Genomic DNA, 23,023 nt, shown 5'->3' on the forward strand with positions numbered 1-23,023 from the left:
TCCGGTATGGTTTCGAAACCATGTACGCCCCGCGCGCGCATAGCGGCGCGCGCGGCGCAGGCCACGGCTGATGCCGGCGAATCGTTGTCGACAGATCGAATCGGATGCGCGGCAAAACAGCCGCGGACCATCAATCAAAAATTTACGGCGAACCAAATCATTCAAATTTTCGACAATTTGAACGGATCACCAAAACGCGGAATTTATCGACGGCTGGTACTGCTCGCCACAGATTGCGAGACCAATCGCAACGGGGTGAACGACAGTACGGGTGGCGAAATGTTTTTCCTGCTTCGCATGGCATTCTGGCTCGGGCTCGTGCTCGTGCTGCTGCCGACGGACAAATCTCAGGAGACTGCTGACATCAAGGCGCCGCAGCCGCAGGTGGGAGCCGCGGATGCGATCTCGGCGGCGACCGCAGCGGTGTCGGACATGAGCCAGTTCTGCACGCGCCAGCCCGGCGCCTGTGCGGTCGGCGGTCAGGCGGCGGCCGTGATCGGCCAACGCGCGCAAAACGGCGCCAAGAAGCTCTACAACATCATCACCGAGAAACGCGGCGACCACACCGGCTCGATCGGTCCGATGGAAGCGGCGCGCGGTGGTAGCGACACCCTCACCAGCGAAGACCTGCAGGCGGAATGGCGCGCGCCGGAGCCCGGCTCGACGCCCTCAGGCTAGGCGGAACCCGCTGCCCGCCCGCCGCCGCTGCGTTCCCGGCCTGGCCGAAAACGGCCCGGCGAGCGATCTTTTGCGTCGCCGAATATCGCTTTCGAGCGCCGGCGAACTCATATAAGTCTCGGATAAACGGATCCGGGACACGATGACGATCGACGAGATCAAGGACAATTTCGCCCTGCTGGACGAGTGGGATGACCGCTATCGCTATGTGATCGAGCTGGGACGCTCGCTCGCGCCGATGAGCGAACAGGATCATTCCGCCGAGAACAAGGTCCAGGGCTGCGCCAGCCAGGTCTGGCTCGCCCGCACCGTGCAGGCGGATGCGGCCGGCGGAACGCGGCTGCATTATGTCGGCGACAGCGACGCCCATATCGTTCGCGGTCTGATCGCGATCCTGCTGGCGCTGTATTCCGATCAGCCGGCGAAAGCCATTCTCGAAACCGATGCGGTCGCGCTGTTCGAGGAGCTGGGCCTTCGCGAGCACCTGACGCCGCAGCGCTCCAACGGTTTCCGCGCCATGGTCGAGCGCATCCGCCGCGATGCGCGTGAGGTGCTGGCGGCGGCCTGAGGCACATCCCGCCGGCCAGCCGCCGATCGCCTATCTTCGCCGCCGCCGCTGCTGGCCAAGCCCCATCTTCTTGGCAAGTTGGGAACGAGCCACCGCATAGCTCGGCGCCACCATCGGGTAGTCCGGCGGCAGCCCCCATTTCTCGCGATACTGCTCAGGGGACATGTTGTAGCGCGTGCGCAGATGGCGTTTCAGCGACTTGAACTTCTTGCCATCCTCCAGGCAGACCAGATAGTCCGAGGTCATCGACTTCTTGACCGGCACCGCCGGTTTTGCCGGCTCGGGCGCGGCCTCAGCATGGCCGGCCGCGACCCGCACCAGCGCCGCATGCACCTGATTGATCAGCGCCGGCAGCTCCGACGCCGACGTGGTGTTGTTGCTGACATAGGCCGAGACGATGCCGGCCGTCAGATCGATGAAGGTCTTGGCGGGGGCGTCGCTCATCGCTTGCATCTTCCATCACCAGCGGCCAATGCCGCGGCATTGCGAGATCAACCCGCGCGCGCGCTGGCCGAATACCTTCGATTATGTGCGTATGACTAAACGGGTGACAAGAACAACGCTGGCAACTGCGGGTTTTATTTGGAAACCCGCAGCGTTCGCCCGCCCCGCCGTGCGTCAGCCGCCTCGCTGCTCGAGATGCCTGCGCAGATCCTCGATCGACGCGAACCGCACCATGCCTTCTGGCATCTGCGCCTCGATCGAACCGTCCGAGTAGAGCGAGTAGGCCATGCCGTCGACCACGCCGGACTTCAGGACAGTCACCGGCGGCGCTTCGGCCGGGCGGCGGATCGGCGGCGGCATCGGGGCCGGCTTCACCTCCTCGGGCTCACGGCCGGTCCGGCGCGCCGCCCGCCCACGGTCGGGAACGGGCCAGGCATCGTCAAATGACGGATGCGGTTCCGTACTCTCCACCGGTTCCTCTGCGCTGGTCGCCTCGGCGTCCCCTTCGGGCGCCTCCCGCTCCCGTCGGGTCGACGTGAACAGCAGGTTCCGCCGCTTGCGTGCCGGCTCCTGGGCCGGCGGAGCCGGAACCGGCTCCGGAGCAGGCGCAGGTTCCGCAGCAGGCGTGGCACGGTCACGGACCGCGCGCTCGGCCTGCCAGGGCGGCAGGGCATCGGACGGACGGGATGGTTCAGGTCCGCGCGTCTCGGCGGCGGGGCGTGGAACGTTCGCGACAGGCGGTGCAGGGAACGGGTCTTGCCGGAGATCTGCGGGGGCGGCGGACGCCAGCGCCCGGGCGATCGACCGCAGTTCGCGCACCACGAGCCCGATCGCGATCAGCAGCGCGCCGGTGCAGGCCCCGAGTGCCCCCGTGACAATCAAGGTGTTGCCGAAACTGAACTCCTTCACCGGAATGCCGAAGCCGATCCCCAGAAGTCCAACAACAAGAATAACCAGTCCGGCTACAAAGAGCCCAAGCATTTGCAACTCCACGCCTACCGCCGCGGCAGCGCCCCTTGCCACGATAGCGTCATAATGTCGGAGGGAACAACCGACAATTGCGGACAATGCCTCTTTCTCAACACCGAGGGTTGTCCTCTCGTGTCAGTGAAAGACAACGCCGGCACACCGTGAGCGCGAGGTGGAACCGGACGCCTGCGACATTTCACCATGCCGCAAATGTTGCGCCGCATCAGGCCAATTGCGCCACAATTAGCAATTACTTGACGCGAATAGCGCGCTATATATGGCCCACTGGGGAAGATGAAGGCCTAAAATGGCAGAACGCTAAGGCCTCCGGGGGTCGCTGGGTTCAACAACTAATCATGTCATCGATAACGACTTCGGTCATTGAGTCGTCGCAGCGGCGCTCAATGGAACAGATTTGCGATGATCTGGCGTGGATCGCGCTCGGCATCGTCGCCATCATCGCCGGCCTGACCTTTCAGGACTACGGCCTGGGCTGGGACGACTATACCCACGCCGAGTATGCCGACCTGTTGCTGAGGATGTACGGCACCGGCTTCAAGGACACTGGCGCGCTGTCCTTCGCCAATCTCTACATGTATGGCGGCGGCTTTGACATGGCCGCGGCGCTCCTCAACAAGCTTGTTCCATTCGAGCTGTTCGAAACCCGACGCCTGCTCGGTGCCATCGTCGGCATCGTCGGTCTCGCAGTGACTTGGCGCGTCGGCCGGCGCGTCGGCGGCCCGATCGCCGGCCTCGCCACGCTGCTGCTGCTAGCGCTGTGTCCGACCTTCTACGGTCACATGTTCATGAACCCGAAGGATGCGCCGTTCGCCGTGGCGATGATCATCCTCGTGCTCGGGCTGGTGCGCCTCGCGCAGGAATATCCCAAGCCCTCGACGCACACGGTTCTGATCATCGGCCTCGGCGCAGGCCTTTCGATCGGCTCGCGCATTCTCGGCGGCCTCGCCCTGATCTACGCGCTGGTCGGCTTTCTGCCGCTGTGGATCGCCGATGTCCGCACCCAGGGCCTGCGCGAAGCGGCGCATCGCTTCGCCCATGTCTGTTATGTGCTTCTGCCAGGCCTCGTGCTCGGCTACCTGGTGATGGGCCTGATCTGGCCCTGGTCGATCATCGAAATCGGCAATCCGTTCCATGCGGTGACCTACTTCTCGCATTTCTTCGAGAAGCCCTGGAAGGAGATGTTCGACGGCGCGCTGGTGTCGGTGCCGGACATGCCGTGGTCCTACCTGCCGACCCTGTTCGCGCTGCAGCTGCCGGAGATTCTGATCGGGCTCGCAGCGGCCGGTGTCGCCGGAACCATGCTGGCACTGCTGCGCCCGGGCACCGCGCCGAAACGGCGAACGGTGCTGCTGGTGCTGACGCTGGCCGCGACGCTGCCTCTGGTCATCGCCATGGTGAAGCGTCCCGCGCTCTACAACGGCATCCGGCATTTCATCTTCGTCATCCCGCCGCTGACGGTGCTGGGCGGCGTGGCGTTCGGCTGGCTGATCGAGCGGCTGAAGACGCATGGCCGTGGCGCGCAGAGCGTCGCCGCCGCGGTGTTCGTGTTCGGCCTCACCCTGCCGCTGACCGAGATGGTCCGCCTCCACCCCTATCAGTACACCCACTTCAACCACATCGCCGGCACCGTGCGCGCGGCGGACGCCCGCTACATGCTCGATTACTGGGGCCTTGCCTTCAAGCAGGCCTCCGACGAGTTGCAGGAGCTGCTCGACGAGCGTGACGAGGAAGCGCCGAAGGGGCGCAAGTGGAAGGTCGCGGTGTGCGGACCGCAGCGCCCGGCACAGGTCGCGCTCGGCCAGGACTTCACCATCGGCTGGGACAGCAAGGGCGCCGACTTCGCGATGACCCTCGGCGAGTTCTACTGCAAGGGCCTCACCGCCCCGGTGCTGGTGGAGATCAAGCGCGACGACGTGGTGTTCGCCCGTGTCTACGACATCCGCGGCCGCAACATTTCCGACCTGCTGGCGATTCCCGCGCCCTGAAATAATCGGCGCTCCCACGCCCACGGCGCGCGTCAGGCATGACATTCTGCGCGCGCCGGCGACGCTGGCGGTGTTGCCGCCAGCCATCCGCGGCACTACGCTTCTGCCCTGACAACGCAAGGGAGAAACGCCATGTCGCCCGCCGAAGCGCGCCTGAGGGACATCCCATCCGACATGACCGAGGCGGAATGGACGCAACGCGTCAATCTCGCCGCCGCCTATCGCCTGGTCGCCCTGTACGGCTGGGACGACCTCGTCGACACCCACATCTCCGCCCGTGTGCCGGGACCGGAGCATCACTTCCTGATCAATCCCTACGGCCTGATGTTCGACGAGATCACCGCGTCGAGCCTCGTCAAGGTCGACCTCGACGGCAACCTGCTCACCAAGAGCGAATACAACATCAACCCGGCCGGGTTCACAATTCACTCGGCAATCCACGAGGTGCGCGAGGACGCCGGCTGCGTGCTGCACCTTCACACCCCTGATGGCACGGCGGTCGCCAGTTGCATGGAGGGGCTGCTGCCGCTCAACCAGACCGCCCAGCTCGTGACCGGGGATCTCGCCTATCACGACTATGAAGGCATCGCGCTCGACCACGACGAGCGGCCGCGCATCCAGAAGGATCTCGGCAGCAAGAACCACCTGCTGCTGCGCAACCACGGCACGCTGACGGTGGGTCGCTCGGTCGCCTCCGCGTTCGAGCGCATGTATCACCTGGAGCGAGCCTGCACCATGCAGGTGCGCACCCGCATGCTCGGGCCGACCGCCTATCCGGTCGAGAAGCTGGTTATCGAGAAGAACGAGCAGCTGGTATCGGACCTCGACCGCGCTGAGCGCCGCGCGACACGGCTGGTGTGGCCGCCGCTGCTGCGCAAGCTCGACCGCCTCGATCCCAGCTACAAGACCTGAGAGCGCGAGGGGCATCGGCATGGAAAAGCGCCGGCGCCGCCAAACGGCGGATGCGCCGGCCGGTCGAACGTGCTAAGGTTCGCCTACAAACCTCTACACCTTCTCGGGGTCCCGAGACACAAAACGCCGCCCAATCCCGGGCGGCGTTTTTCACATTCAGGGGTGTGCTCCCGCGCGCCTCAGGCGCGCGGCGCGTCCGCGAAGGCGGCCAGGATCCGCGCCCACGAGCGAATGCCCTTGTGGAAGCTCTGCAGGTCGTACTTCTCGTTCGGCGAGTGGATGTTGTCGTCGTCGAGCCCGAAGCCGATCAGCACCGTGTCGAGACCCAACGTGCGCTTGAAGTCCGCCACGATCGGGATCGAGGCGCCGGAGCCGATCAGCAGCGCCTCCTTGCCCCATTCATCGGTCAGCGCGCGCTTGGCCGCCGCCAGCGGCTTCATGGTCCAGTCGAGTGCAATCGCCGGCGCGCCGGCGTGGTCGATGAACTCGGCCCTGCAGTCGGCCGGCAGCCGCTCGGTGACGAAGGCGCGGAAGGCAGCGCGGATCTTTTCCGGATCCTGTCCCTCGACCAGGCGGAACGACACCTTCGCCGACGCATCCGCCGGGATCACCGTCTTGGAGCCTTCGCCGGTGTAGCCGCCGACAATGCCGTTGATGTCGCAGGTCGGCCGCGAGATCGCCTGCTCGATCATCAGCCGGTCGCTCTCGCCCGCCGGCACCGACAGCCCGATCGGCTTGAGGAAGGTCTCCGGCGTGAAGTCGAGTGCGGCCCACTGCGCGCGGATGTCGGCCGGCAGGTCCTTCACGCCGTCATAGAAGCCGGGAATGGTGATGTGGCCGTTGTCGTCATGTAGGCTGCCGAGGATGCGCGTCAGCACCCGGATCGGGTTGCGCGCGGTGCCGCCATAGACACCCGAGTGCAGGTCGCGGTTCGCGGCCTTGATGCGCACCTCGTCATAGACGAGGCCGCGCAGCGCGGTGGTGATCGCCGGCGTGTTGCGATCCCACATGCCGGTGTCGCACACGAGCGCGAAGTCCGCGGAAAGGTCGGCCTTGTTGCTGGCGAGGAACGGCCCGAAGTTCTTCGAGCCGATCTCCTCCTCGCCCTCGATCAGGAAGGTAACGTTGAGCGGCAGCTTGCCGGTCTCCGCCTTCCAGGCGCGGCAGGCCTCGACGAAGGTCATGAGCTGGCCTTTGTCGTCCTCGGCGCCGCGAGCGACGATGATCTTGCGGCCGTCGGCGTGATCGGTGACCACCGGCTCGAATGGCGGGCGGTGCCACAGCTCCAGCGGATCGACGGGCTGCACGTCATAGTGGCCGTAGAACAGAACGTGCGGCGTTCCCGGCGCATGCGCCTCCCTGCTCTTCGCCACGATCGCCGGATGGCCCGCGGTCGGACGAACCTCCGCGGCAAAGCCGAGCGACGCGAGATCCTGCGCAAGGTGGGCCGCCGTCGTCCTGCAATCCTCGGCGAATGCCGGGTCGGCGGAAATCGACTTGATCCGCAGCAGCGCGAACAGCCGTTCCAGGCTGTTGTCGAAGTCGGCATCGATGCGGTCGAGAACCGCGGGCAGTCGGGCGGTGTCGGACATTCAGGCTTTTCCTTGCGAACGGTTCCGGAAGCGGACGAAGGGGGGCGACGGTTATCTTTTCAACAGGCTGCCCAGCGCGCCACGCACAATCGCGCGACCGATCGACCCGCCCATCGATCCGCCGACCGACTTGCCGAGATCGGCCACCACCCCGCCGACCACCTTGTCGGTCACCGTGCGGGTGACGTCGCGCGCGATCTTCTGCCCGGCGGACAGCTTGCCGCGCGGCGTGTTGGTGCCGAAGATGGTTCCGACGATGGAGCCGATCTGGCCGAGCACGCCGCCCTCGCCCTCACCGCCCGCCGCACCACCGACGCGCTTCTGCAGCACCTCGTAGGCCGACTCGCGGTCGATCGCAGTATCATATTTCCCCTTCACGGGGCTCGCGGCGATGATCGCCTTGCGCTCCTCCGGCGTCACCGGCCCGATCCGTGCCGACGGCGGCCGCACCATGATACGCTCGACCATTGCCGGCGTGCCGTTGCCTTCCAGGAACGAAACCAGCGCCTCGCCCTTGCCGAGCTCGGTGATCACCTTGGTGGTGTTGAGCTTGGGATTCGGGCGGAACGTCTCCGCCGCCGCCGCCACCGCCTTCTGGTCGCGCGGGGTGAAGGCGCGCAGCGCGTGCTGCACGCGGTTGCCGAGCTGCGCCAGCACCTTGTCCGGCACGTCGATCGGGTTCTGGGTAACGAAGTAGACGCCGACGCCCTTGGAGCGGATCAGGCGCACCACCTGCTCGATCTTCTCCATCAGCGCCTTGGGCGGATCGCTGAACAACAGATGTGCCTCGTCGAAGAAGAACACCAGCTTCGGCTTCGGCGGATCGCCGACCTCTGGCAGGTGTTCGAACAGCTCCGACAGCATCCAGAGCAGGAAGGTGGCATAGAGCCTGGGGCTCTGCATCAGCTTGTCCGCCACCAGGATGTTGACCATGCCGCGGCCATCACGGTCGGTGCGCATCAGGTCCGACAGGTCGAGGGCCGGCTCGCCGAAGAATTTGTCGCCGCCCTGGTTCTCCAGCACCAGGAGCTGGCGCTGGATCGTGCCGACGGTCTGTTTTGAAACGTTGCCGAACTGGGTGGTCAGTTCGTCGGCGTGCTCGGCGACGAAGGTCAGGATGGCGCGCAGGTCCTTCATGTCGAGCAGCAGCAATCCCTGCTCGTCCGCGACGCGGAAAGCGATATTGAGCACCCCTTCCTGGACGTCGTTGAGATCCATCATCCGCGCCAGCAGCAGCGGCCCCATCTCCGACACCGTGGCCCGGACCGGATGGCCCTGCTCGCCGAACACATCCCAGAAGATGGTCGAGAACTGGTCCGGCTGGAACTTGAGGCCCATTTCCTGGGCACGCTTGAGGATGAAGTCCTTGGCCTCACCGACCTCGGCAATGCCCGACAAGTCGCCCTTGATGTCTGCGGCAAACACCGGCACGCCGGCCCGGGCAAAGCCCTCCGCCATGACCTGCAACGAAACTGTCTTGCCGGTGCCGGTCGCGCCGGTCACGAGCCCGTGACGGTTCGCCAGCGGCAAGGTCAGGTAGGCGGGCTGCTCCCCCTTGCCGATAAAGATGGAGTCGCTGCCGTCCGCTGCCGTCGCTGTGGCCATTGCCTTGCCTCGTCACATGCCGGCGCGACGACGCTGTCGTTCCGGCGGAAATCACTTGCGCGATCCTACTTCATTCCACACCGGCAATGAAACTCTCAAACAGGAACCGGAGTGAGGAATTCCTTACCGACAAAACCCGGAGTTGAGGACCACTGTTGCTCTGTCGTTCGCGCACACGCCAACCCGCATGCGACATAAAGCGTCAATCACCTTGCATCGCGGCAACAATTCGATCGGCCTCGCCTTGAATCGATCTTTCTCGCGTGCGCTTCGCTTGAATTTTTTCACTCGCAAGCTCAAGATGAATTTCATAATGAAGGGGCCGGCAAGCAACCGGTTGAGGCGGGGTGTTATGGACGAGTTGATCGAGCAGTTGTCTGCGAAAGTCGGTATTGATAAGACGATTGCGGAAAAGACGGTCGGTATCATTCTGGGCTTCCTTCGCACCGAAGGCCCCACCGACAAGGTCCAGGCTCTCATCGATCAGATTCCGGGTGCGGATGCGATCATCGCCGCCAATAGCGGATCCAGCCTGCTCGGTGGTCTGCTTGGCGGTGGCCTCATGGCACTCGGCGGCAAGCTGATGAGCCTTGGATTGGGGATGGGTGAAATTCAGGGCGTGGCGCGTGAACTTTTCAAATTCGGCCGCGACAGACTTGGAACGGACGCGATCGACGACATCATTGCCGGCACGCCGGGTCTGAGTCAGTTCGCTTGATACATTTAGTCCTGTTAGTCCCTGAGTCATGACATACCCCATCAGCAAGATCGATGGCCTGAACGTTCAGGCCGCTGCAAAGCTGAAGACCATCGGAATCCGCACCACCGAAGCGCTCCTGGAGGCGGCCAGGACGGTGAGAGGCCGCAAGACTCTCGCCGTCCAGACCGGTTTCACCGAACAGCAGCTGCTCGAGTGGGCGAATATCGCTGACTGCATGCGCATCAAGGGCATGGGCAAGGCGAAGGCCGAACTGCTCCGCGCGGCCGGCGTCACCACGGTGCGGGAGTTCGTCCACCGCAATCCGGAACGGCTGGCCCAGGCCATGAAGGAAGCCAACGCCAAGCGCAAGCTTGTCAACGTCCTGCCTTCGGAAGCGTCGGTCAAACGCCTGATCGAGCATGCCCGCAAGCTGCCCTTGAAAATTTCCTACTAGTGGAGCGGATTTGGCATTCGCTACCCACCTGGCCGCGCGTCCTGAAGCGAATGTCAAATCCAAAGCTCCACTAGAATCTTGGTATTTGCTAGTGGTCCTTTAATTCTAACATTCGCAAAGCGCCGTCTGAAACGGGATGCGAATGTTAGAATTGGACCACTAGCGACATCCCCTGCATCAGAACATTGTCGTTTCGCGCCTTGACTCCGCCCCGCGGACCGCGCAAAGCGACCGCATGACGCCTGCCCAGCGACCATCGCCTCCACCCCCTCCGGGGTTCGACCTGAGGTCCCTGCGGCATCGCCACGCCCCGGCGGTGATGGGCATCCTCAATGTGACGCCGGACTCGTTTTCGGACGGCGGGCAGTTCGAGACGCCCGAGCGGGCGCTCGTCCAGGCCCGGCGCATGGTGGCTGACGGCGCCGAAATCATCGACATCGGGGCGGAATCCACCCGTCCCTATGGCGGCATGCAGGCCGTATCCGCTGACGACGAGGTCGCCCGCCTGCGGCCGGTGCTGGCCGATGTGGTCGCACTGGGCACGCCGGTGTCGATCGACACCATGAAGGCGCGTGTCGCCGACTGGGCGCTCGGGCAAGGCGCCGCCATCGCCAATGACGTCTGGGGCCTGCAGCGCGATCCGGACATGGCGGCGGTGGTCGCCGCTCACGGCGTTCCGGTGATTGTCATGCACAACCGCGCCGACGTCGATCCCGTGCTCGACATCGTCGCCGACATGAAAGCGTTCTTCGCACGCACGCTCGACATCGCGGCAAAAGCCGGGATCGTCGCCGACAGGGTCGTGCTAGATCCCGGCATCGGCTTCGGCAAGACCCCGGAGCAGAGCATGACGGCGCTGGCGCGCCTCGCGGAGCTGCAGACGTTCGGCTGCCCGCTGCTGGTCGGCGCGTCGCGCAAGCGCTTCATCGCCACAGTGGTCCCCTCCGAGCCGCAGCAGCGGCTGGGCGGCTCCATCGCCGCGCACCTGATCGCAGCACGAAACGGCGCCCACATCATTCGCGCCCATGACGTGGCGGAGACTGTTCAGGCGCTGCGCGTCGCAGCCCGGATCGAGGAGCAACGATGACCGACACGATATTCATCCAGGGTCTCCTGATCCACGCCCGTCATGGCGTGATGGAGCACGAAGCCGAGGTCGGGCAGCGCTTCGTGATCGACCTCGAACTCTCGACCGACCTGTCGGAGTCGTCCCGCACCGACAAGCTCGCCGACACGGTGTCCTATGCGGACGTGGTGCAGGCCGCGACCGCCGCGTTCGCGGACAAGAACTATCGCCTGCTGGAGCGCGCTGCCGGCGCGGTCGCGGAAGCGATCCTCGACACCTTCCCGCGCATCCGTGCGGTGAAGGTCACGGTGCACAAGCCGCATGCGCCGATCGCCGCCATTTTCCACGACGTCGGCGTCACCATCACGCGCAGCCGTTCGTCCACCGGCCAGGACTGACACCATGGCCGACGCGCTGATCGCCCTGGGCGGCAATGTCGGCGACGTCCGTGACACTTTCGCCCGCGCGATCCCGGCGATTTGCAGCCGCGCGGGGGCGACCTTGCTGGCACGCTCCTCCGACTATTGGACCCCGCCCTGGGGCAAGGACGACCAGCCGCCCTTCATCAATGCCTGCATCCGCATCGAAACGCCGCTCCCGCCGCATGCATTGCTGCAGGTGCTGCAGGCGGTCGAAGCCGAGCATGGCCGCGATCGCCGCCGCGAGACCCGCTGGGGGCCGCGGACGCTCGATCTCGACCTGCTGGCCTATGACGACCTCACGCTCGCGGACGCGGATCTGAGCCTGCCGCACCCGCGGCTGCATGAACGGGCCTTCGTGCTCGTTCCGCTGGTTGAAATTGTTCCCGACCGTTCGATCGGTGGCCTGACGCCGCGGCAGTCCCTGGCCGAGCTGTCGACAGACGGCATTCGAGCCCTGCCGGATACGCCGAACCGGTGATTGGCAGGGCCGGCCCGCCGTGGCATTTTGCGCGGCAACGATAAGGCCTTTGCGGGAGACGACCCCCTTCCATGTCCGCCGAAACCGACGATCTGCCACTGGCGCGGGAATTTCCGCCGGCAACCCACGACGACTGGAAGACGCTGGTCGACGGCGTGTTGAAGGGCGCCCCCTTCGACCGTCTCGTCAGCAAGACCTATGATGGCTTGCACATCACGCCGATCTATGGCCGCGCAGCGAACGCCGGCCTCGTGGCGGGCCGTCCTGCCGCCACCCCATGGCGGATCATGCAGCGGGTCGACCACCCCGACGCCGCCACCGCCAACGCACAGGCGCTGACCGACCTGGAAAACGGCGCGAACGGGCTGGCGCTGGTGTTCGCCGGCGCCCATGGCGCCCATGGCTTTGGCCTCGAGCCGTCAGTGGCCGCGCTCGAGCAGATCTTCGCCGGCATCTATCCCGACGCCGGCATCGGCATCGAGTTCCAGATCGGCCCGCAGACCCGCGACATGCCGCAGCGGTTCGCCGATCTGCTCGCCAGGCGGAATATCCCTCCGGCCAGCGTGGACGCCCGGTTCGGTTTCGATCCGATCGGCGCGGGCGCCGCCGGCGGCAGCAGCCCTTACGACTGGTCCGAGATTGCCGCGCATTTCGGCCCGGCTGTCGCGCAGTTCGCGACCATCGGGTTCCGCGGCCCCTACGCGGTCGCGGACGGCCGCGTGATTCATGACGCCGGCGGCTCGGAAGCGCAGGAGCTCGCCTTCGTCGTCGCGACGGCGGTGGCGTATCTGCGCGCGCTGGAGGCTGCGGGGCTCGGGCTCGATGCGGCACGGCGCATGATCTATGCGCGGCTCAGCGCCGATGCCGACCAGTTCATGACGCTGGCGAAATTCCGTGCGCTGCGCGTGCTGTGGGCGCATGTCGAACGGCATTGCGGCCTCGAACCGCAGCCGCTGGTCATCGCCGCCGACACTGCGTGGCGGATGCTGACCCAGCGCGACCCTTATGTGAACGTGCTGCGCGCGACGATTGCGACCTTCGCGGCCGGTCTCGGCGGCGCCAACAGTATCACGGTGCTGCCCCACACGCTGGCGCTGGGATTGCCGGACGCCTTCGCGCGGCGCATCGCGCGCAACGCCCAGCTCATCCTTCTCGAGGAATCCAACCTCGACAAGGTCACCGATCCCGCCGCCGGCTCCGGCGGCATCGAGGAGCTGACCGCGGAGGTGGCCAAGGCGGCGTGGGCCCTGTTCCAGGAGATCGAGAAAGCCGGCGGCACCTTCGCCGCGCTCAGGCAGAACCTGATCCAGGATCGGGTCGCCGCCGTGCGTGCAGCCCGCGACAAGAATATCGCCCGCCGCAAGGACGTGCTCACCGGCGCCAGCGAGTTTCCCAACCTCCATGAGGCGCCGGCCGAGGTGCTGCAGGCGACGCCAGTCACGCTGCCGCCCTATGGCGAGCCGAAATTCACCTTCACCGCACTGGCCCCGATCCGCCTCGCCGAGCCGTTCGAACGGCTGCGCGACCGTTCCGATCGCGTGCTCGCGGAGCACGGTGCCCGGCCGAAAGTCTACCTCGCCAATGTCGGCACCGCGGCTGACTTCACCGCACGTGCGACCTTCGCCAGGAGCTTCTTCGAAGCCGGCGGCATCGAGGCCGTCGATGGCGATGGCGGCACGGACACTGCAGCGATCGCGGCCGCGTTCAGGAAATCCGGCGCCGCGCTGGCCTGCCTGTGCTCATCGGACAAGGTCTACGCGACACTCGCCGAGGCGACGGCCCGGGCACTTCAGTCGGCGGGCGCCGGACATATCTATCTCGCAGGCCGCGGCGGCGAGCACGAGGCTGCGCTACGGGCTGCCGGCGTCGGTGATTTCATCCATGCCGGGGGCGATGCGCTGGCGACGCTCGACGCTGCTTTTGCTCAAGCATTTGCCCAAGTGAGGGTGCCATGACCCGCGTTCCTGATTTCACAGGGGTTGCGTTCGCGCCCGCCGCAGCCGCGACCGTCGCCGGCGACGCGACGCCCTGGCAGACCCCGGAAGGCATTGCGGTGAAGCCCGCGTATGGCGAGGCCGATCTCGCTGGGATCGACTTCCTCGACACCTGGCCGGGGATCGCCCCCTACCTGCGCGGCCCCTACCCGACCATGTATATCAACCAGCCGTGGACCGTGCGCCAGTACGCCGGCTTCTCCACGGCGGAGGACTCCAACGCGTTCTACCGCCGCAACCTCGCGGCCGGCCAGAAGGGCCTGTCGGTGGCGTTCGATCTCGCCACCCACCGCGGCTACGACAGCGATCATCCCCGCGTCTCCGGCGACGTCGGCATGGCCGGGGTCGCGATCGATTCCATCTACGACATGCGCACGCTGTTCGCCGGCATCCCGCTCGACCAGATGAGCGTGTCGATGACCATGAACGGCGCCGTGCTGCCGATCCTCGCTTTGTTCGTGGTCGCGGCCGAGGAACAGGGCGTGCCGCCGGAAAAGCTGTCGGGCACCATTCAGAACGACATTCTGAAAGAGTTCATGGTGCGCAACACCTACATCTATCCGCCGGCAAGCTCGATGCGGATCATCTCCGACATCTTCGCCTTCACCTCAACGAGGATGCCGAAGTTCAACTCGATCTCGATTTCCGGCTATCACATGCAGGAGGCCGGGGCGACGCAGGACCTCGAGCTCGCCTACACCCTCGCCGACGGCGTCGAGTATGTCCGCGCCGGCCTCAAGGCCGGCCTCGACATCGATCGCTTCGCGCCGCGGCTGTCGTTCTTCTGGGCGATCGGCATGAACTTCTTCATGGAAGTCGCCAAGATGCGCGCCGCGCGGCTGTTGTGGGCGAAGCTGCTCAAGCCGTTCAACCCCAAGGACGCGCGCTCGCTGTCGCTGCGCACCCACTGCCAGACGTCGGGCTGGTCGCTGACCGCGCAGGACGTCTTCAACAACGTCGCGCGCACCACCATCGAGGCCATGGCCGCCACCCAGGGCCACACCCAGTCGCTTCACACCAATGCGCTCGACGAGGCGCTGGCGCTGCCGACCGACTTCTCGGCCCGCATCGCCCGCAACACCCAGCTGTTCCTGCAGCAGGAAAGCGGCACCACGCGGATCATCGACCCGTGGGGCGGCTCCTATTATGTCGAACGGCTGACGATGGATCTCGCTCGGAAAGCCTGGGGCCATATCCAGGAGGTCGAAGCGCTGGGCGGCATGGCCAAGGCGATCGAGGCCGGCATTCCCAAGCTGCGGATCGAGGAAGCCTCGGCCAAGACCCAGGCCCGGATCGATTCCGGCCGCCAGTCGGTGATCGGCGTCAACAAGTACCGCCCGGAGAACGAGGCGGCGATCGACGTGCTCAAGGTCGACAATTCGACCGTGCGGCGGCTGCAGATCGACAAGCTGGCGCGGCTCAAGAACGAGCGCAACGACCATGACGTCGCCGCGGCCCTGCAGGCGCTGAGCCGCTCGGCGGCGGACGGCACCGGCAATCTGATGGCGCTGGCGATCGACGCCGCGCGCGCCAAGGCGACCGTCGGCGAAATCTCCGACGCGATGGAAAAAGTGTTCGGGCGCCATCGCGCCGAGATCAGGTCCATCACCGGGGTCTACAAGCGCGAGGTTTCGGCCATGTCCGACAAGGTGGAGCGATTGCAGGCCCTGATCGAGCAGTTCGAGGAAGCCGAAGGCCGGCGGCCGCGCATCCTGGTCGCCAAGATCGGACAGGACGGCCACGACCGCGGCCAGAAGGTGATCGCCTCGGCCTTCGCCGACGTCGGCTTCGACGTCGACATCGGACCGTTGTTCGCGACCGCCGACGAGGCCGCCCGCCAGGCGGTGGAGAACGACGTTCACATGCTCGGCGTGTCGTCACTCGCCGCCGCACATCTCACGGCGGTGCCGGAGCTCAAGGCGGCGCTCAAAAAGCAGGGCCGCGAGGACATCATGATCATCATCGGCGGCGTGATCCCGCCGCAGGATTACGACGCGCTGTACAAGGCCGGCGCCGAAGCGATCTTTCCGCCAGGCACCGTGATCGCGGATGCCGCCGAGGAGCTGATCCACAAGCTCAACGTGCGGCTCGGCCACGCGAGCGCTGCAGCGGAGTAGATCAATGCAGCACGAACACACGATCACGCCGCGCGCGACGCCGGCGAAGACTCTCCATATCGCCGCGCGCGCGGCGGTCCTGTGGCTCGCCATGGCCGCGTCGGCGCCGGCTGTCGCCGCCGCCGATCCCGCCGCCTACGCGTCCAAGAGCAAGGTGGTCGAAACCACCGTCGGCCTTGACGCCACGATCAAGGCTGACGCGCCGCTCGCCGCCAACCTGCTGGCCGAGGGCAAGCGCTGGGCGGAGAAATCCCGCCGCGAGGCCGAGACCGAAGCAAAGGCATCGCCCGAGCTGTTCCGGGACGGCAATCCCTGGTCGTTCGAGCGCCGGTACACCACCGACGCCGTGATCGCCGACCGCTATGTCAGCATCACCCGGCAGGAGTACAGCTACACCGGCGGCGCTCACCCCAACACGGTCCTCGACACCATCCTGTGGGACCGCACGACCGGCAAGCGCATCAGCATCCGCCCGTTCTTCACCGAGCTCGCCGACGGCGGCCCGACCCTGACCGCGCTGCGCACAGCGATCATCGCGGCCCTCAAGGCCGAAAAGAAGGAACGCGGGGTCGAGGACGCCCCCGAGATGGACTGGTTCAAGGACATCGAGCCGAAGCTGCTCAAGATCGGGCCGGTCAGCCTCGCGCCATCGACCGTCTCCGGCAAGAGCTCCGGCCTCGTCTTCATCTACTCGCCCTATGCCGTCGGCTCCTATGCCGAGGGCAGCTATGAGGCCTACGTGCCGTGGGAAGCCGTCAAGTCGTTCCTGACCCCGGAAGGGGCCGCGATCTTCGGCGGCAGTCGTCCCGCCACCGACAAGCCCAAACAAGCGGCGGCTGTCTCGCGGCGCCTCAACTGGCCAGACGGCCGTTGCCCGACGTGCCCGACTGGTCGTCGTCCTCGGTGCAGACCCGGTTGCGTCCCAGCCGCTTGGCGAGATAAAGCCGCCGGTCCGCTTCCGCCACCAGCGCATCCCAGCTCTTGAGCCCGGGACGATAGGTCGCGACGCCGAAGCTCGCCGTCACCGACAGCACCGCCGGTGCCTCGGGCACCGACATCAGCCGCAGTGCGGTCCGCAGCCGCTCGGCGATCACACGGCCCTCGTCGTTGCGCTCGGCCTGCACCAGCACCACGAACTCCTCGCCGCCATGGCGGGCAAACGACGTCCCCGGCCGCAGGCGCGACTGCACGGTCGCGGCAACGCATTTCAACACGGCATCGCCGACGCCGTGACCATAGGTGTCGTTGATCGACTTGAAGTAGTCGATATCCAGCATGATCAGCGCCAGCGACCGTCCGGTACGGTCGGCTTCGGTCACGGCGCGGCGCCCGATCGTCTCCAGCGCCCGGCGATTCAACAGGCCGGTCAACGGGTCGGTCTCCGACAGCCGCTTGAGCTTGGCCGCCATCCGCTCCTGATCGAGCTCGGTATCCTTCTGTTGCCGCTGCTGCTGCCGGAGCACATCGAGGCTCGCGAACAACTCCTGCATTTCTTCGCTGCCCTGCCGGCTGTCCGGCGGCTCGGTCAGCACCCCCTGCGCGATCGCCACGATCTGCTCACGGGCCGCCATCAGCGGCAGGAACAGCAGGTGGTGCAGCGCCACGCCGATCAGCACCAGCGCAGACCATACCGACAGCATCAGCGCGGCGGTGAACGCCAGCATCCGCTGCGCCCGGTCGCGCGCTTCGGTGACCCGCCGATGGGAAATCTGACCGATCAGCTCACGCAGGGTTTCCGACGGCTTCATGCCGGGAACGTACTGCGCGGTGAAATCCGCCAGACTCATCCGGCCGCTCATCAGCGCGATGTTGTCCGCCACCTGACGGGCAAAAGGCAGGGCCTCACCGAAATATTTGTGATCCACGTCATCGAGCGTCTCACGCACGGATGCGTCGTCAAGCAGGGTGCTGGCGTAGTTCGAGAGCAGCGCGCGAAGCTCCGTCAGCCGCCCCTCGGTGCTGGTGATCCGATCATACAGCTCGCGATCAGGCTCGCCCGATGACGCCAGCATCATCACCACATAGGATCCAAGCCGCCCGGCATACTCGCGCATGCTGCTGCAGATGGTGCTGAGCAGGATTTCCCGGCCGATCTGGGGGTAATCGCGTGTGATGTCTCCGCCGAGGTCGTCGCGCAGCACCGCGGCGACATCCGCCGCCGCGAACATCTTCTCGATGGCGGTGCGGATTCGCGCACTGTCGCGCTGTTCCGGCGGCTCGGACGAAAGCGCATCCACTGCGGCGCGCCCGGCCGCGAGCTCCGCTCGGACCTTCGCCATCAGGCTCAGTTCGTCGCCGGCATGGCTGAGCGTCCGGCTGGAGAGCTTCTCCAGCGCATCGAGCGCATCGTCGGAGCGCCGCCGCGCTGCGGCGAGGTCGGCATCGAGCTGCAGCTGGGTCTCGCGTGTCGCCCCCATCCGACCGTTTGCCGGGCCACGCTCGGCCGAGACCCTGTTCGCAGCAGTCAGCGCCAGCTGAAAACGATCCAGCTCGGCCACGGCAGCGCGATCGCGCTGATAGGCCTCGAGGTTGGCCATGAACAGGATTCCGCCGAGCAGCAAGCAGCCGATCGCTGTCAGCCAGCCGGCCAGCCGGTAGAGCTTTCGAAGGCGAAGCGACGTCATGAAATGCGACCGATCCCAACCGTTCGGGCACACCAAACACGACCATCGCTTAGAGCGGGATTAAACGCCCTGTTGCAGTGCGACGGAACTGAGCGAGTGGTAAAAAGAGTATGATCCGCGCTCGGTCATTTTACCGATGTGCTATTTTTCGGCGTTCATTTTCAGCAATGCAACCGACGCGTTTGAAATCGCGGCGTGCAGGCGTGGGATGCCACAAGCCCGCCGCGGTTCGGCACGGCGCAGTCAGCGCGTTTCCGCTTCATGGCCGGAGCCCCTGCCCAGGATGGCGCGGACATGGCGCACGACATGATCCGCGACGATCGCATGGCCCTCGGCGGTCGGGTGCACGGCGCCGCTGTACATGCCGGCATAGACAGGCTGCAGGATATCGAACAGCGAGAAGCCGCTCGAATGCACGTTGGCGGTCAGGAACGCATCGTTCGGCGTGCGGAACAGCCGCCAGCGATGCTGATAGGGCAGGAAAGCCGCAGGCGAGTACGGCGAGAACCCCTCGCCGTCGGGCCAGCGACGCGGCATCGCCATCAGGTCACCATCGGCAACCACCCGCTTCGGATCCCGCGCACACAGGCCGCGGCGCGCGAATTCGACCTGATGATCGCTCACGAGCTGGAAGCCGGTACCGGCGCCGGTGGCGAGCGCCGGACAGCCTCCGGCCCTGGCATCGTCGATGCAGCGCATCCGGGCGAAAAAATCCTTGAGAAAATCGACGGTCTCGCCAAGCCGGATCCGATCGAGCCGCAGCTTGGGATGCACATCGAGCCCGAGCACCGGCTCGTTGCCGCACAGCGCGCCGGTCTCGTCGAACTGGATCGGCTCATAGGCCGTCTGCAGCACGCGCTGCGGCGCCACGCCAAAACCGTCCTGCAGGGCGTCACGCAGCGCCTTCATGCGCTCGTCGAGCTGCTCCATGTAGACCCGTGCCACCTGGGGCGAGAAGCGGATCTGCTGACCGATCGCGGAAGCGATCGGTGCGAGATCACCAGCGCTTTCCGTCATGGCGTAGAGCAGCAGCGCCGAGAAGCCAACGTCGTTACCGCCGATCGACAGCAGCACGGTATCGATCGGCCGCTTGCGGCTTTGCGGCGCGCACCAGCTCTTGGCGACCGCGCGGGTGGACACCTCGGTACTGCCACTTGCGTAGACCGGCAAGATGTAGGACGCAGCCATGGTCCGCGAACCACGGCACATCAAGTCGGCGAGCTGGTCGAGCTGCGCGCGGACCATGGCATTGCCAGTGCCTTCGCGCGCCTTCTTGTCGAAAAACAGACCCTCCGTGACCTCGGAGCCGGTGCAGGCAAGGCTGATCAATGTGATCGAGCGATGCGGGTTCTCCAGCGCGAGCTGCAGGCCAACGCGGAAGGGGTAGCCGTATTGCGAACGATGACAATCGGGACTGAGCCAGTGCGGGCCGCTCCTGGCGAAAGCCGCGGCAAACTCGGGCGAGCTCAGCCGATAGCTCAATCCCTTCGTTTCATCGTCCAGCAACCGCCGCGGCAGCACCTTCGGGTCGAAGCCCGGCGAGGAGGCCAGGCCGAACACCAGCGACCGGGTCGATGGCTCGGCGGAGGGGGCATGCGCCGCGACCTGGTCGTCACGGGCCTGCAACGGATCGTAGATCATCTGCCGCGAGGCGCTGAAGGTCACCGGCCGGTCCGGATTGCTTTCCCCCGACGCGAAGGAATCGCCCATCGCGACGATGAGCAGGTCGTCCACCGCGACGTTGCCGTCGGACAGCGTACGGCCATCAGGCAGCGCCACCTCGACCTTGACGCCGGAAGCGGCGCGGTCGAGCGAGAACGGCACGCGCGGAATGACAAGGGGCGTGGCGCAGGCGAGCTTGCGCGTTTCGGTGCGGCCACCCGCCTTGCGCGGCGTCCAGCTCCAGGCGCAGTCGCCCTGCGGCACGTCCGCGAGGCGCTCCGGCGCGAGGCGGATCACCACCGTGTGGGCCTCCGGCAGTACGTAATCCTCCTTGGCCACGCCCCAGGAGTAACGCCGCTCACACGTCACCGGATAGCGCCCCTGCCGGCTGTCGTAACAGACTGCGTCGATCGTCTGTGCCGCCCAGCCGAGCCGCGTGCTGGCATAGCGGGATCGTGCCGTAGCGGCGCAGGTATCGGGCGTGGTGATGTCACGGCAATCGGGATCGTTGAGCCGTCGTTCGGTGCGCCAGATCACGTCGGCGGGCGGCTGTGCCGTCCCGTCGCGTGCAGCCGGATAGCCGCGCTCATAGACGGCAAAGGTGCTGCTATTCCGGAAAAACCGGAAAGGGCTCTCCACCTGCCAGAGCAGGTCCGCGCAGGGCGCCGGACGTGCTCCGAGCAGGGCAAGGGCAAGCGGCAACACCGTTCGCGTGGCCGAGATCCGCACCATCAGCCCCTCCCGCACAACGACCTGAGCGTTAGTGGTGCCGACGGCGGCGATGGTTCACTTGGAGGAGCGCTATGCGGCAGCCCGTCGCAATCACCTTAAGATAATGGAAAATATAATATTTTCCAGAAAACGGGATCGCGTTCCCCGGCTCGGAGTGCGGCGGCCGGCAAAATCGATGTGATCAGGGCGGCCCACGGACGTGACGCGCCGTGCGGGCTCGATTATTGAACAGGCATGACTGCGCGTGACCTGACCAGCCTCGCCGATGACGTCCGTGGCGGCCACCGTGCCGCCCTCGCCCGCGCGATCACCCTGATCGAAAGCCGGCGGGCCGACCATCAGGTCCAGGCGCGTGACCTGCTGCAACGCCTGCTGCCCGCGACAGGCCATGCCATCCGCGTCGGCATCACCGGCTCGCCGGGCGTCGGCAAGTCCACCACCATCGATGCGCTCGGCATGTACCTGATCGGGTGCGGGCACAAGGTTGCGGTGCTCGCGGTCGATCCATCCTCGGCGCGCACCGGCGGTTCGATCCTCGGCGACAAGACCCGCATGGCCCGGCTGTCGGCGGAAAACGGCGCCTATATTCGTCCCTCACCGTCGGCCGGCACGCTCGGAGGCGTCGCCGCCAAGACCCGCGAAGCGATGCTGCTGTGCGAGGCAGCCGGCTTCGACGTCGTGCTGGTGGAAACCGTGGGCATCGGCCAGTCGGAAACCGCGGTCTGCGACATGACCGATTTCTTTCTCGCCTTGATGCTGCCCGGCGCCGGCGACGAATTGCAGGGCATCAAGAAGGGCCTCGTCGAGCTCGCGGACATGATCGCGGTCAACAAGGCCGACGGTGACAATCTCACCCGCGCCAAGGCCGCCGCGGCCGAATACAACGCCGCGCTGCACATCCTGGCGCCGCGCTCGGAGCACTGGTTTCCGCCGGTGCTGACCTATTCAGCGCTGACCGGCGCCGGGATCGCCGAGCTGTGGCAGAAGGTTCTCGCCCATCGCACCGCGATGATCGCATGCAGCGAGTTCGCCGGCCGCCGCCGCCGCCAGCAGGTCAAATGGATGTGGTCGATGCTGGAGGAGCGGATGCGCGCGCGTCTGCGTGCCGACCCGGCCATCCGCACCGCCGTCAAGGACACCGAGACGGCCGTGGCGGACGGACGCATCACCCCGGCGATCGCGGCGGACACCATCGCGAAGCTGCTCGATGCCAGCGCGTCCAAAGGATCGTGAAGCGGGGACGGCGATGGACAAGGTGCGGATCCTGATCACCGGCTTCGGCCCCTTTCCCGGCGCGCCCTACAATCCGACCGAACGACTGGTGGCCCGCCTCGGCCAGTTGCGCCGCCCGGCCCTCGCTGACGTGGCCGTGAGCCGCCACATCTTCCATGTCAGCTATGGCGCCGTCGACCGCGATCTCCCTGCGCTGCTCGCCCACAACAAGCCCGACGCGCTGCTGATGTTCGGACTGGCGCAGCGCACGCCCTACATTCGCATCGAGACGCGGGCGCGCAACGCCGTCACGACGCTGTGGCCGGATGCCGATCACGGCCGCGGCGAGGCCGCGCGGATCACACGTCACACCGCAACGGACCGCCATTTCGGCCCGCATACCCAACGGCTGCTGCGGGCGGCGCTGCAGACAGGTGTGTGGGCCCGCCCGTCCCGCGATGCCGGACGCTATCTCTGCAACTACCTCAGCTGGAAGGCGATCGAGGCCACTGCCATGCCGAACGGTCCCCGCCTCGCGGCCTTCGTGCACATCCCGCTGATCCCGCGCGATGCGACCGGCCGACGCCGCTCGCAGATCCGGCAGGTCGCATTCGAGGAACTGGTCGATGCCGGCGAAGCCATGCTGGTGACGCTGGCGACGCTCACCCGGCAGCGCCTGCGCGCCACAGCCGCCGGTTAACCACGCCCCGAACAATCGCGCTGCCAGACCGGCAGGCGCATGGCATCCGGCGCTATTCTGGAGCCTCACCCACCGCAGCGCCCGGACC

Annotated in this window: 19 protein-coding genes and 1 pseudogene; 14 read left to right on the plus strand and 6 right to left on the minus strand. The window is 66.3% G+C overall.

Annotation, left to right across the window (positions count from 1 at the left end; genetic code table 11):
- Positions 1-279: 279 nt before the first annotated feature.
- Both AB4Z37_RS14665 and AB4Z37_RS14670 read left to right on the plus strand, forming a co-directional pair.
- Entirely contained in the window at positions 280-678 is a 399-nt protein-coding gene (locus tag AB4Z37_RS14665; protein WP_441517584.1) for a DUF5330 domain-containing protein, read from the plus strand.
- Between the two features lie 142 nt (positions 679-820).
- Complete coding sequence (locus tag AB4Z37_RS14670; protein ID WP_441517463.1) at positions 821-1,246, plus strand: SufE family protein; 426 nt, start codon at positions 821-823, stop codon at positions 1,244-1,246.
- Positions 1,247-1,276: 30 nt separating this feature from the next.
- Here the strand turns inward: AB4Z37_RS14670 and AB4Z37_RS14675 are convergent, their stop codons facing one another.
- Both AB4Z37_RS14675 and AB4Z37_RS14680 read right to left on the minus strand, forming a co-directional pair.
- Positions 1,277-1,690 carry a MucR family transcriptional regulator gene (locus AB4Z37_RS14675; protein ID WP_441517464.1) on the minus strand — a complete coding sequence of 138 codons (414 nt, stop codon included), beginning with the start codon at positions 1,688-1,690 and terminating at the stop codon, positions 1,277-1,279.
- Positions 1,691-1,864: 174 nt separating this feature from the next.
- Entirely contained in the window at positions 1,865-2,671 is an 807-nt protein-coding gene (locus tag AB4Z37_RS14680; protein ID WP_441517465.1) for a DUF308 domain-containing protein, read from the minus strand.
- A 344-nt stretch (positions 2,672-3,015) separates the two neighbouring features.
- On the opposite strand from AB4Z37_RS14680, the gene AB4Z37_RS14685 reads away from it, so the two are divergent.
- A complete protein-coding gene (locus tag AB4Z37_RS14685; protein WP_441517466.1) occupies positions 3,016-4,665 on the plus strand; it encodes a glycosyltransferase family 39 protein in 1,650 nt (549 codons plus the stop codon).
- 132 nt (positions 4,666-4,797) lie between these two features.
- A complete protein-coding gene (locus tag AB4Z37_RS14690; protein ID WP_441517467.1) occupies positions 4,798-5,577 on the plus strand; it encodes a class II aldolase/adducin family protein in 780 nt (259 codons plus the stop codon).
- Between the two features lie 179 nt (positions 5,578-5,756).
- Here AB4Z37_RS14690 and AB4Z37_RS14695 read toward each other — a convergent pair whose 3' ends face one another.
- Both AB4Z37_RS14695 and AB4Z37_RS14700 read right to left on the minus strand, forming a co-directional pair.
- Positions 5,757-7,169 (minus strand): M20/M25/M40 family metallo-hydrolase, encoded by a 1,413-nt coding sequence (locus AB4Z37_RS14695; protein WP_441517468.1) that lies wholly within the window; start codon positions 7,167-7,169, stop codon positions 5,757-5,759.
- Positions 7,170-7,220: 51 nt separating this feature from the next.
- Positions 7,221-8,774: a helicase HerA-like C-terminal domain-containing protein gene (locus tag AB4Z37_RS14700; protein WP_441517469.1), complete on the minus strand. Its 1,554-nt coding sequence runs from the start codon at positions 8,772-8,774 to the stop codon at positions 7,221-7,223.
- Between the two features lie 352 nt (positions 8,775-9,126).
- On the opposite strand from AB4Z37_RS14700, the gene AB4Z37_RS14705 reads away from it, so the two are divergent.
- The 8 genes and pseudogenes from AB4Z37_RS14705 to AB4Z37_RS14740 all read left to right on the plus strand — a co-directional run.
- Positions 9,127-9,492: a DUF2267 domain-containing protein gene (locus tag AB4Z37_RS14705; protein ID WP_441517585.1), complete on the plus strand. Its 366-nt coding sequence runs from the start codon at positions 9,127-9,129 to the stop codon at positions 9,490-9,492.
- Positions 9,493-9,520: 28 nt separating this feature from the next.
- On the plus strand, positions 9,521-9,928 hold the full coding sequence (locus AB4Z37_RS14710) for a DUF4332 domain-containing protein (RefSeq protein ID WP_441517470.1): 408 nt from the start codon (positions 9,521-9,523) through the stop codon (positions 9,926-9,928).
- 235 nt (positions 9,929-10,163) lie between these two features.
- On the plus strand, positions 10,164-11,015 hold the full coding sequence (gene folP / locus AB4Z37_RS14715; RefSeq protein WP_441517471.1) for a dihydropteroate synthase: 852 nt from the start codon (positions 10,164-10,166) through the stop codon (positions 11,013-11,015).
- Positions 11,012-11,392, plus strand: coding sequence for a dihydroneopterin aldolase (gene folB / locus AB4Z37_RS14720; protein ID WP_441517472.1), 381 nt, complete (start codon positions 11,012-11,014; stop codon positions 11,390-11,392). The genes folP and folB overlap by 4 nt, the downstream gene beginning before the upstream one ends.
- 4 nt (positions 11,393-11,396) lie before the next feature.
- Positions 11,397-11,894: a 2-amino-4-hydroxy-6-hydroxymethyldihydropteridine diphosphokinase gene (gene folK / locus AB4Z37_RS14725; protein ID WP_441517473.1), complete on the plus strand. Its 498-nt coding sequence runs from the start codon at positions 11,397-11,399 to the stop codon at positions 11,892-11,894.
- 71 nt (positions 11,895-11,965) lie between these two features.
- On the plus strand, positions 11,966-13,849 hold the full coding sequence (locus tag AB4Z37_RS14730; protein WP_441517474.1) for a methylmalonyl-CoA mutase family protein: 1,884 nt from the start codon (positions 11,966-11,968) through the stop codon (positions 13,847-13,849).
- Positions 13,846-16,005 carry a methylmalonyl-CoA mutase gene (gene scpA / locus AB4Z37_RS14735; protein ID WP_441517475.1) on the plus strand — a complete coding sequence of 720 codons (2,160 nt, stop codon included), beginning with the start codon at positions 13,846-13,848 and terminating at the stop codon, positions 16,003-16,005. Before AB4Z37_RS14730 ends, scpA begins: the two co-directional genes overlap by 4 nt.
- Before the next feature lie 91 nt (positions 16,006-16,096).
- A pseudogene (locus tag AB4Z37_RS14740) lies at positions 16,097-16,744 on the plus strand (PdaC/SigV domain-containing protein); the annotation flags it as partial.
- Positions 16,745-16,856: 112 nt separating this feature from the next.
- Here AB4Z37_RS14740 and AB4Z37_RS14745 read toward each other — a convergent pair.
- A complete protein-coding gene (locus AB4Z37_RS14745; RefSeq protein WP_441517476.1) occupies positions 16,857-18,629 on the minus strand; it encodes a diguanylate cyclase in 1,773 nt (590 codons plus the stop codon).
- Positions 18,630-18,872: 243 nt separating this feature from the next.
- Positions 18,873-21,023: a hypothetical protein gene (locus AB4Z37_RS14750; RefSeq protein ID WP_441517477.1), complete on the minus strand. Its 2,151-nt coding sequence runs from the start codon at positions 21,021-21,023 to the stop codon at positions 18,873-18,875.
- Between the two features lie 234 nt (positions 21,024-21,257).
- Between AB4Z37_RS14750 and meaB the strand changes: the two genes are divergently transcribed.
- Positions 21,258-22,256, plus strand: a complete 999-nt coding sequence (gene meaB / locus AB4Z37_RS14755; protein ID WP_441517478.1) for a methylmalonyl Co-A mutase-associated GTPase MeaB — start codon at positions 21,258-21,260, stop codon at positions 22,254-22,256.
- A complete protein-coding gene (locus AB4Z37_RS14760; protein ID WP_441517479.1) occupies positions 22,231-22,935 on the plus strand; it encodes a pyroglutamyl-peptidase I family protein in 705 nt (234 codons plus the stop codon). Before meaB ends, AB4Z37_RS14760 begins: the two co-directional genes overlap by 26 nt.
- Positions 22,936-23,023: the final 88 nt, after the last annotated feature.

The sequence above is a fragment of the Bradyrhizobium sp. 2TAF24 genome (genome assembly GCF_052115025.1).
Classification (GTDB): domain Bacteria; phylum Pseudomonadota; class Alphaproteobacteria; order Rhizobiales; family Xanthobacteraceae; genus Bradyrhizobium_A.

What these genes read in the sequence shown, in the direction of transcription:
- AB4Z37_RS14665 (WP_441517584.1), top strand. Translation starts at nt 280, where the DNA reads ATGTTTTTCCTGCTTCGCATGGCATTCTGGCTCGGGCTCGTGCTCGTG.
- AB4Z37_RS14670 (WP_441517463.1), top strand. Translation starts at nt 821, where the DNA reads ATGACGATCGACGAGATCAAGGACAATTTCGCCCTGCTGGACGAGTGG.
- AB4Z37_RS14675 (WP_441517464.1), bottom strand. Translation starts at nt 1,690, where the DNA reads ATGAGCGACGCCCCCGCCAAGACCTTCATCGATCTGACGGCCGGCATC.
- AB4Z37_RS14680 (WP_441517465.1), bottom strand. Translation starts at nt 2,671, where the DNA reads ATGCTTGGGCTCTTTGTAGCCGGACTGGTTATTCTTGTTGTTGGACTT.
- AB4Z37_RS14685 (WP_441517466.1), top strand. Translation starts at nt 3,016, where the DNA reads ATGTCATCGATAACGACTTCGGTCATTGAGTCGTCGCAGCGGCGCTCA.
- AB4Z37_RS14690 (WP_441517467.1), top strand. Translation starts at nt 4,798, where the DNA reads ATGTCGCCCGCCGAAGCGCGCCTGAGGGACATCCCATCCGACATGACC.
- AB4Z37_RS14695 (WP_441517468.1), bottom strand. Translation starts at nt 7,169, where the DNA reads ATGTCCGACACCGCCCGACTGCCCGCGGTTCTCGACCGCATCGATGCC.
- AB4Z37_RS14700 (WP_441517469.1), bottom strand. Translation starts at nt 8,774, where the DNA reads ATGGCCACAGCGACGGCAGCGGACGGCAGCGACTCCATCTTTATCGGC.
- AB4Z37_RS14705 (WP_441517585.1), top strand. Translation starts at nt 9,127, where the DNA reads ATGGACGAGTTGATCGAGCAGTTGTCTGCGAAAGTCGGTATTGATAAG.
- AB4Z37_RS14710 (WP_441517470.1), top strand. Translation starts at nt 9,521, where the DNA reads ATGACATACCCCATCAGCAAGATCGATGGCCTGAACGTTCAGGCCGCT.
- folP (WP_441517471.1), top strand. Translation starts at nt 10,164, where the DNA reads ATGACGCCTGCCCAGCGACCATCGCCTCCACCCCCTCCGGGGTTCGAC.
- folB (WP_441517472.1), top strand. Translation starts at nt 11,012, where the DNA reads ATGACCGACACGATATTCATCCAGGGTCTCCTGATCCACGCCCGTCAT.
- folK (WP_441517473.1), top strand. Translation starts at nt 11,397, where the DNA reads ATGGCCGACGCGCTGATCGCCCTGGGCGGCAATGTCGGCGACGTCCGT.
- AB4Z37_RS14730 (WP_441517474.1), top strand. Translation starts at nt 11,966, where the DNA reads ATGTCCGCCGAAACCGACGATCTGCCACTGGCGCGGGAATTTCCGCCG.
- scpA (WP_441517475.1), top strand. Translation starts at nt 13,846, where the DNA reads ATGACCCGCGTTCCTGATTTCACAGGGGTTGCGTTCGCGCCCGCCGCA.
- AB4Z37_RS14745 (WP_441517476.1), bottom strand. Translation starts at nt 18,629, where the DNA reads ATGACGTCGCTTCGCCTTCGAAAGCTCTACCGGCTGGCCGGCTGGCTG.
- AB4Z37_RS14750 (WP_441517477.1), bottom strand. Translation starts at nt 21,023, where the DNA reads ATGGTGCGGATCTCGGCCACGCGAACGGTGTTGCCGCTTGCCCTTGCC.
- meaB (WP_441517478.1), top strand. Translation starts at nt 21,258, where the DNA reads ATGACTGCGCGTGACCTGACCAGCCTCGCCGATGACGTCCGTGGCGGC.
- AB4Z37_RS14760 (WP_441517479.1), top strand. Translation starts at nt 22,231, where the DNA reads ATGCCAGCGCGTCCAAAGGATCGTGAAGCGGGGACGGCGATGGACAAG.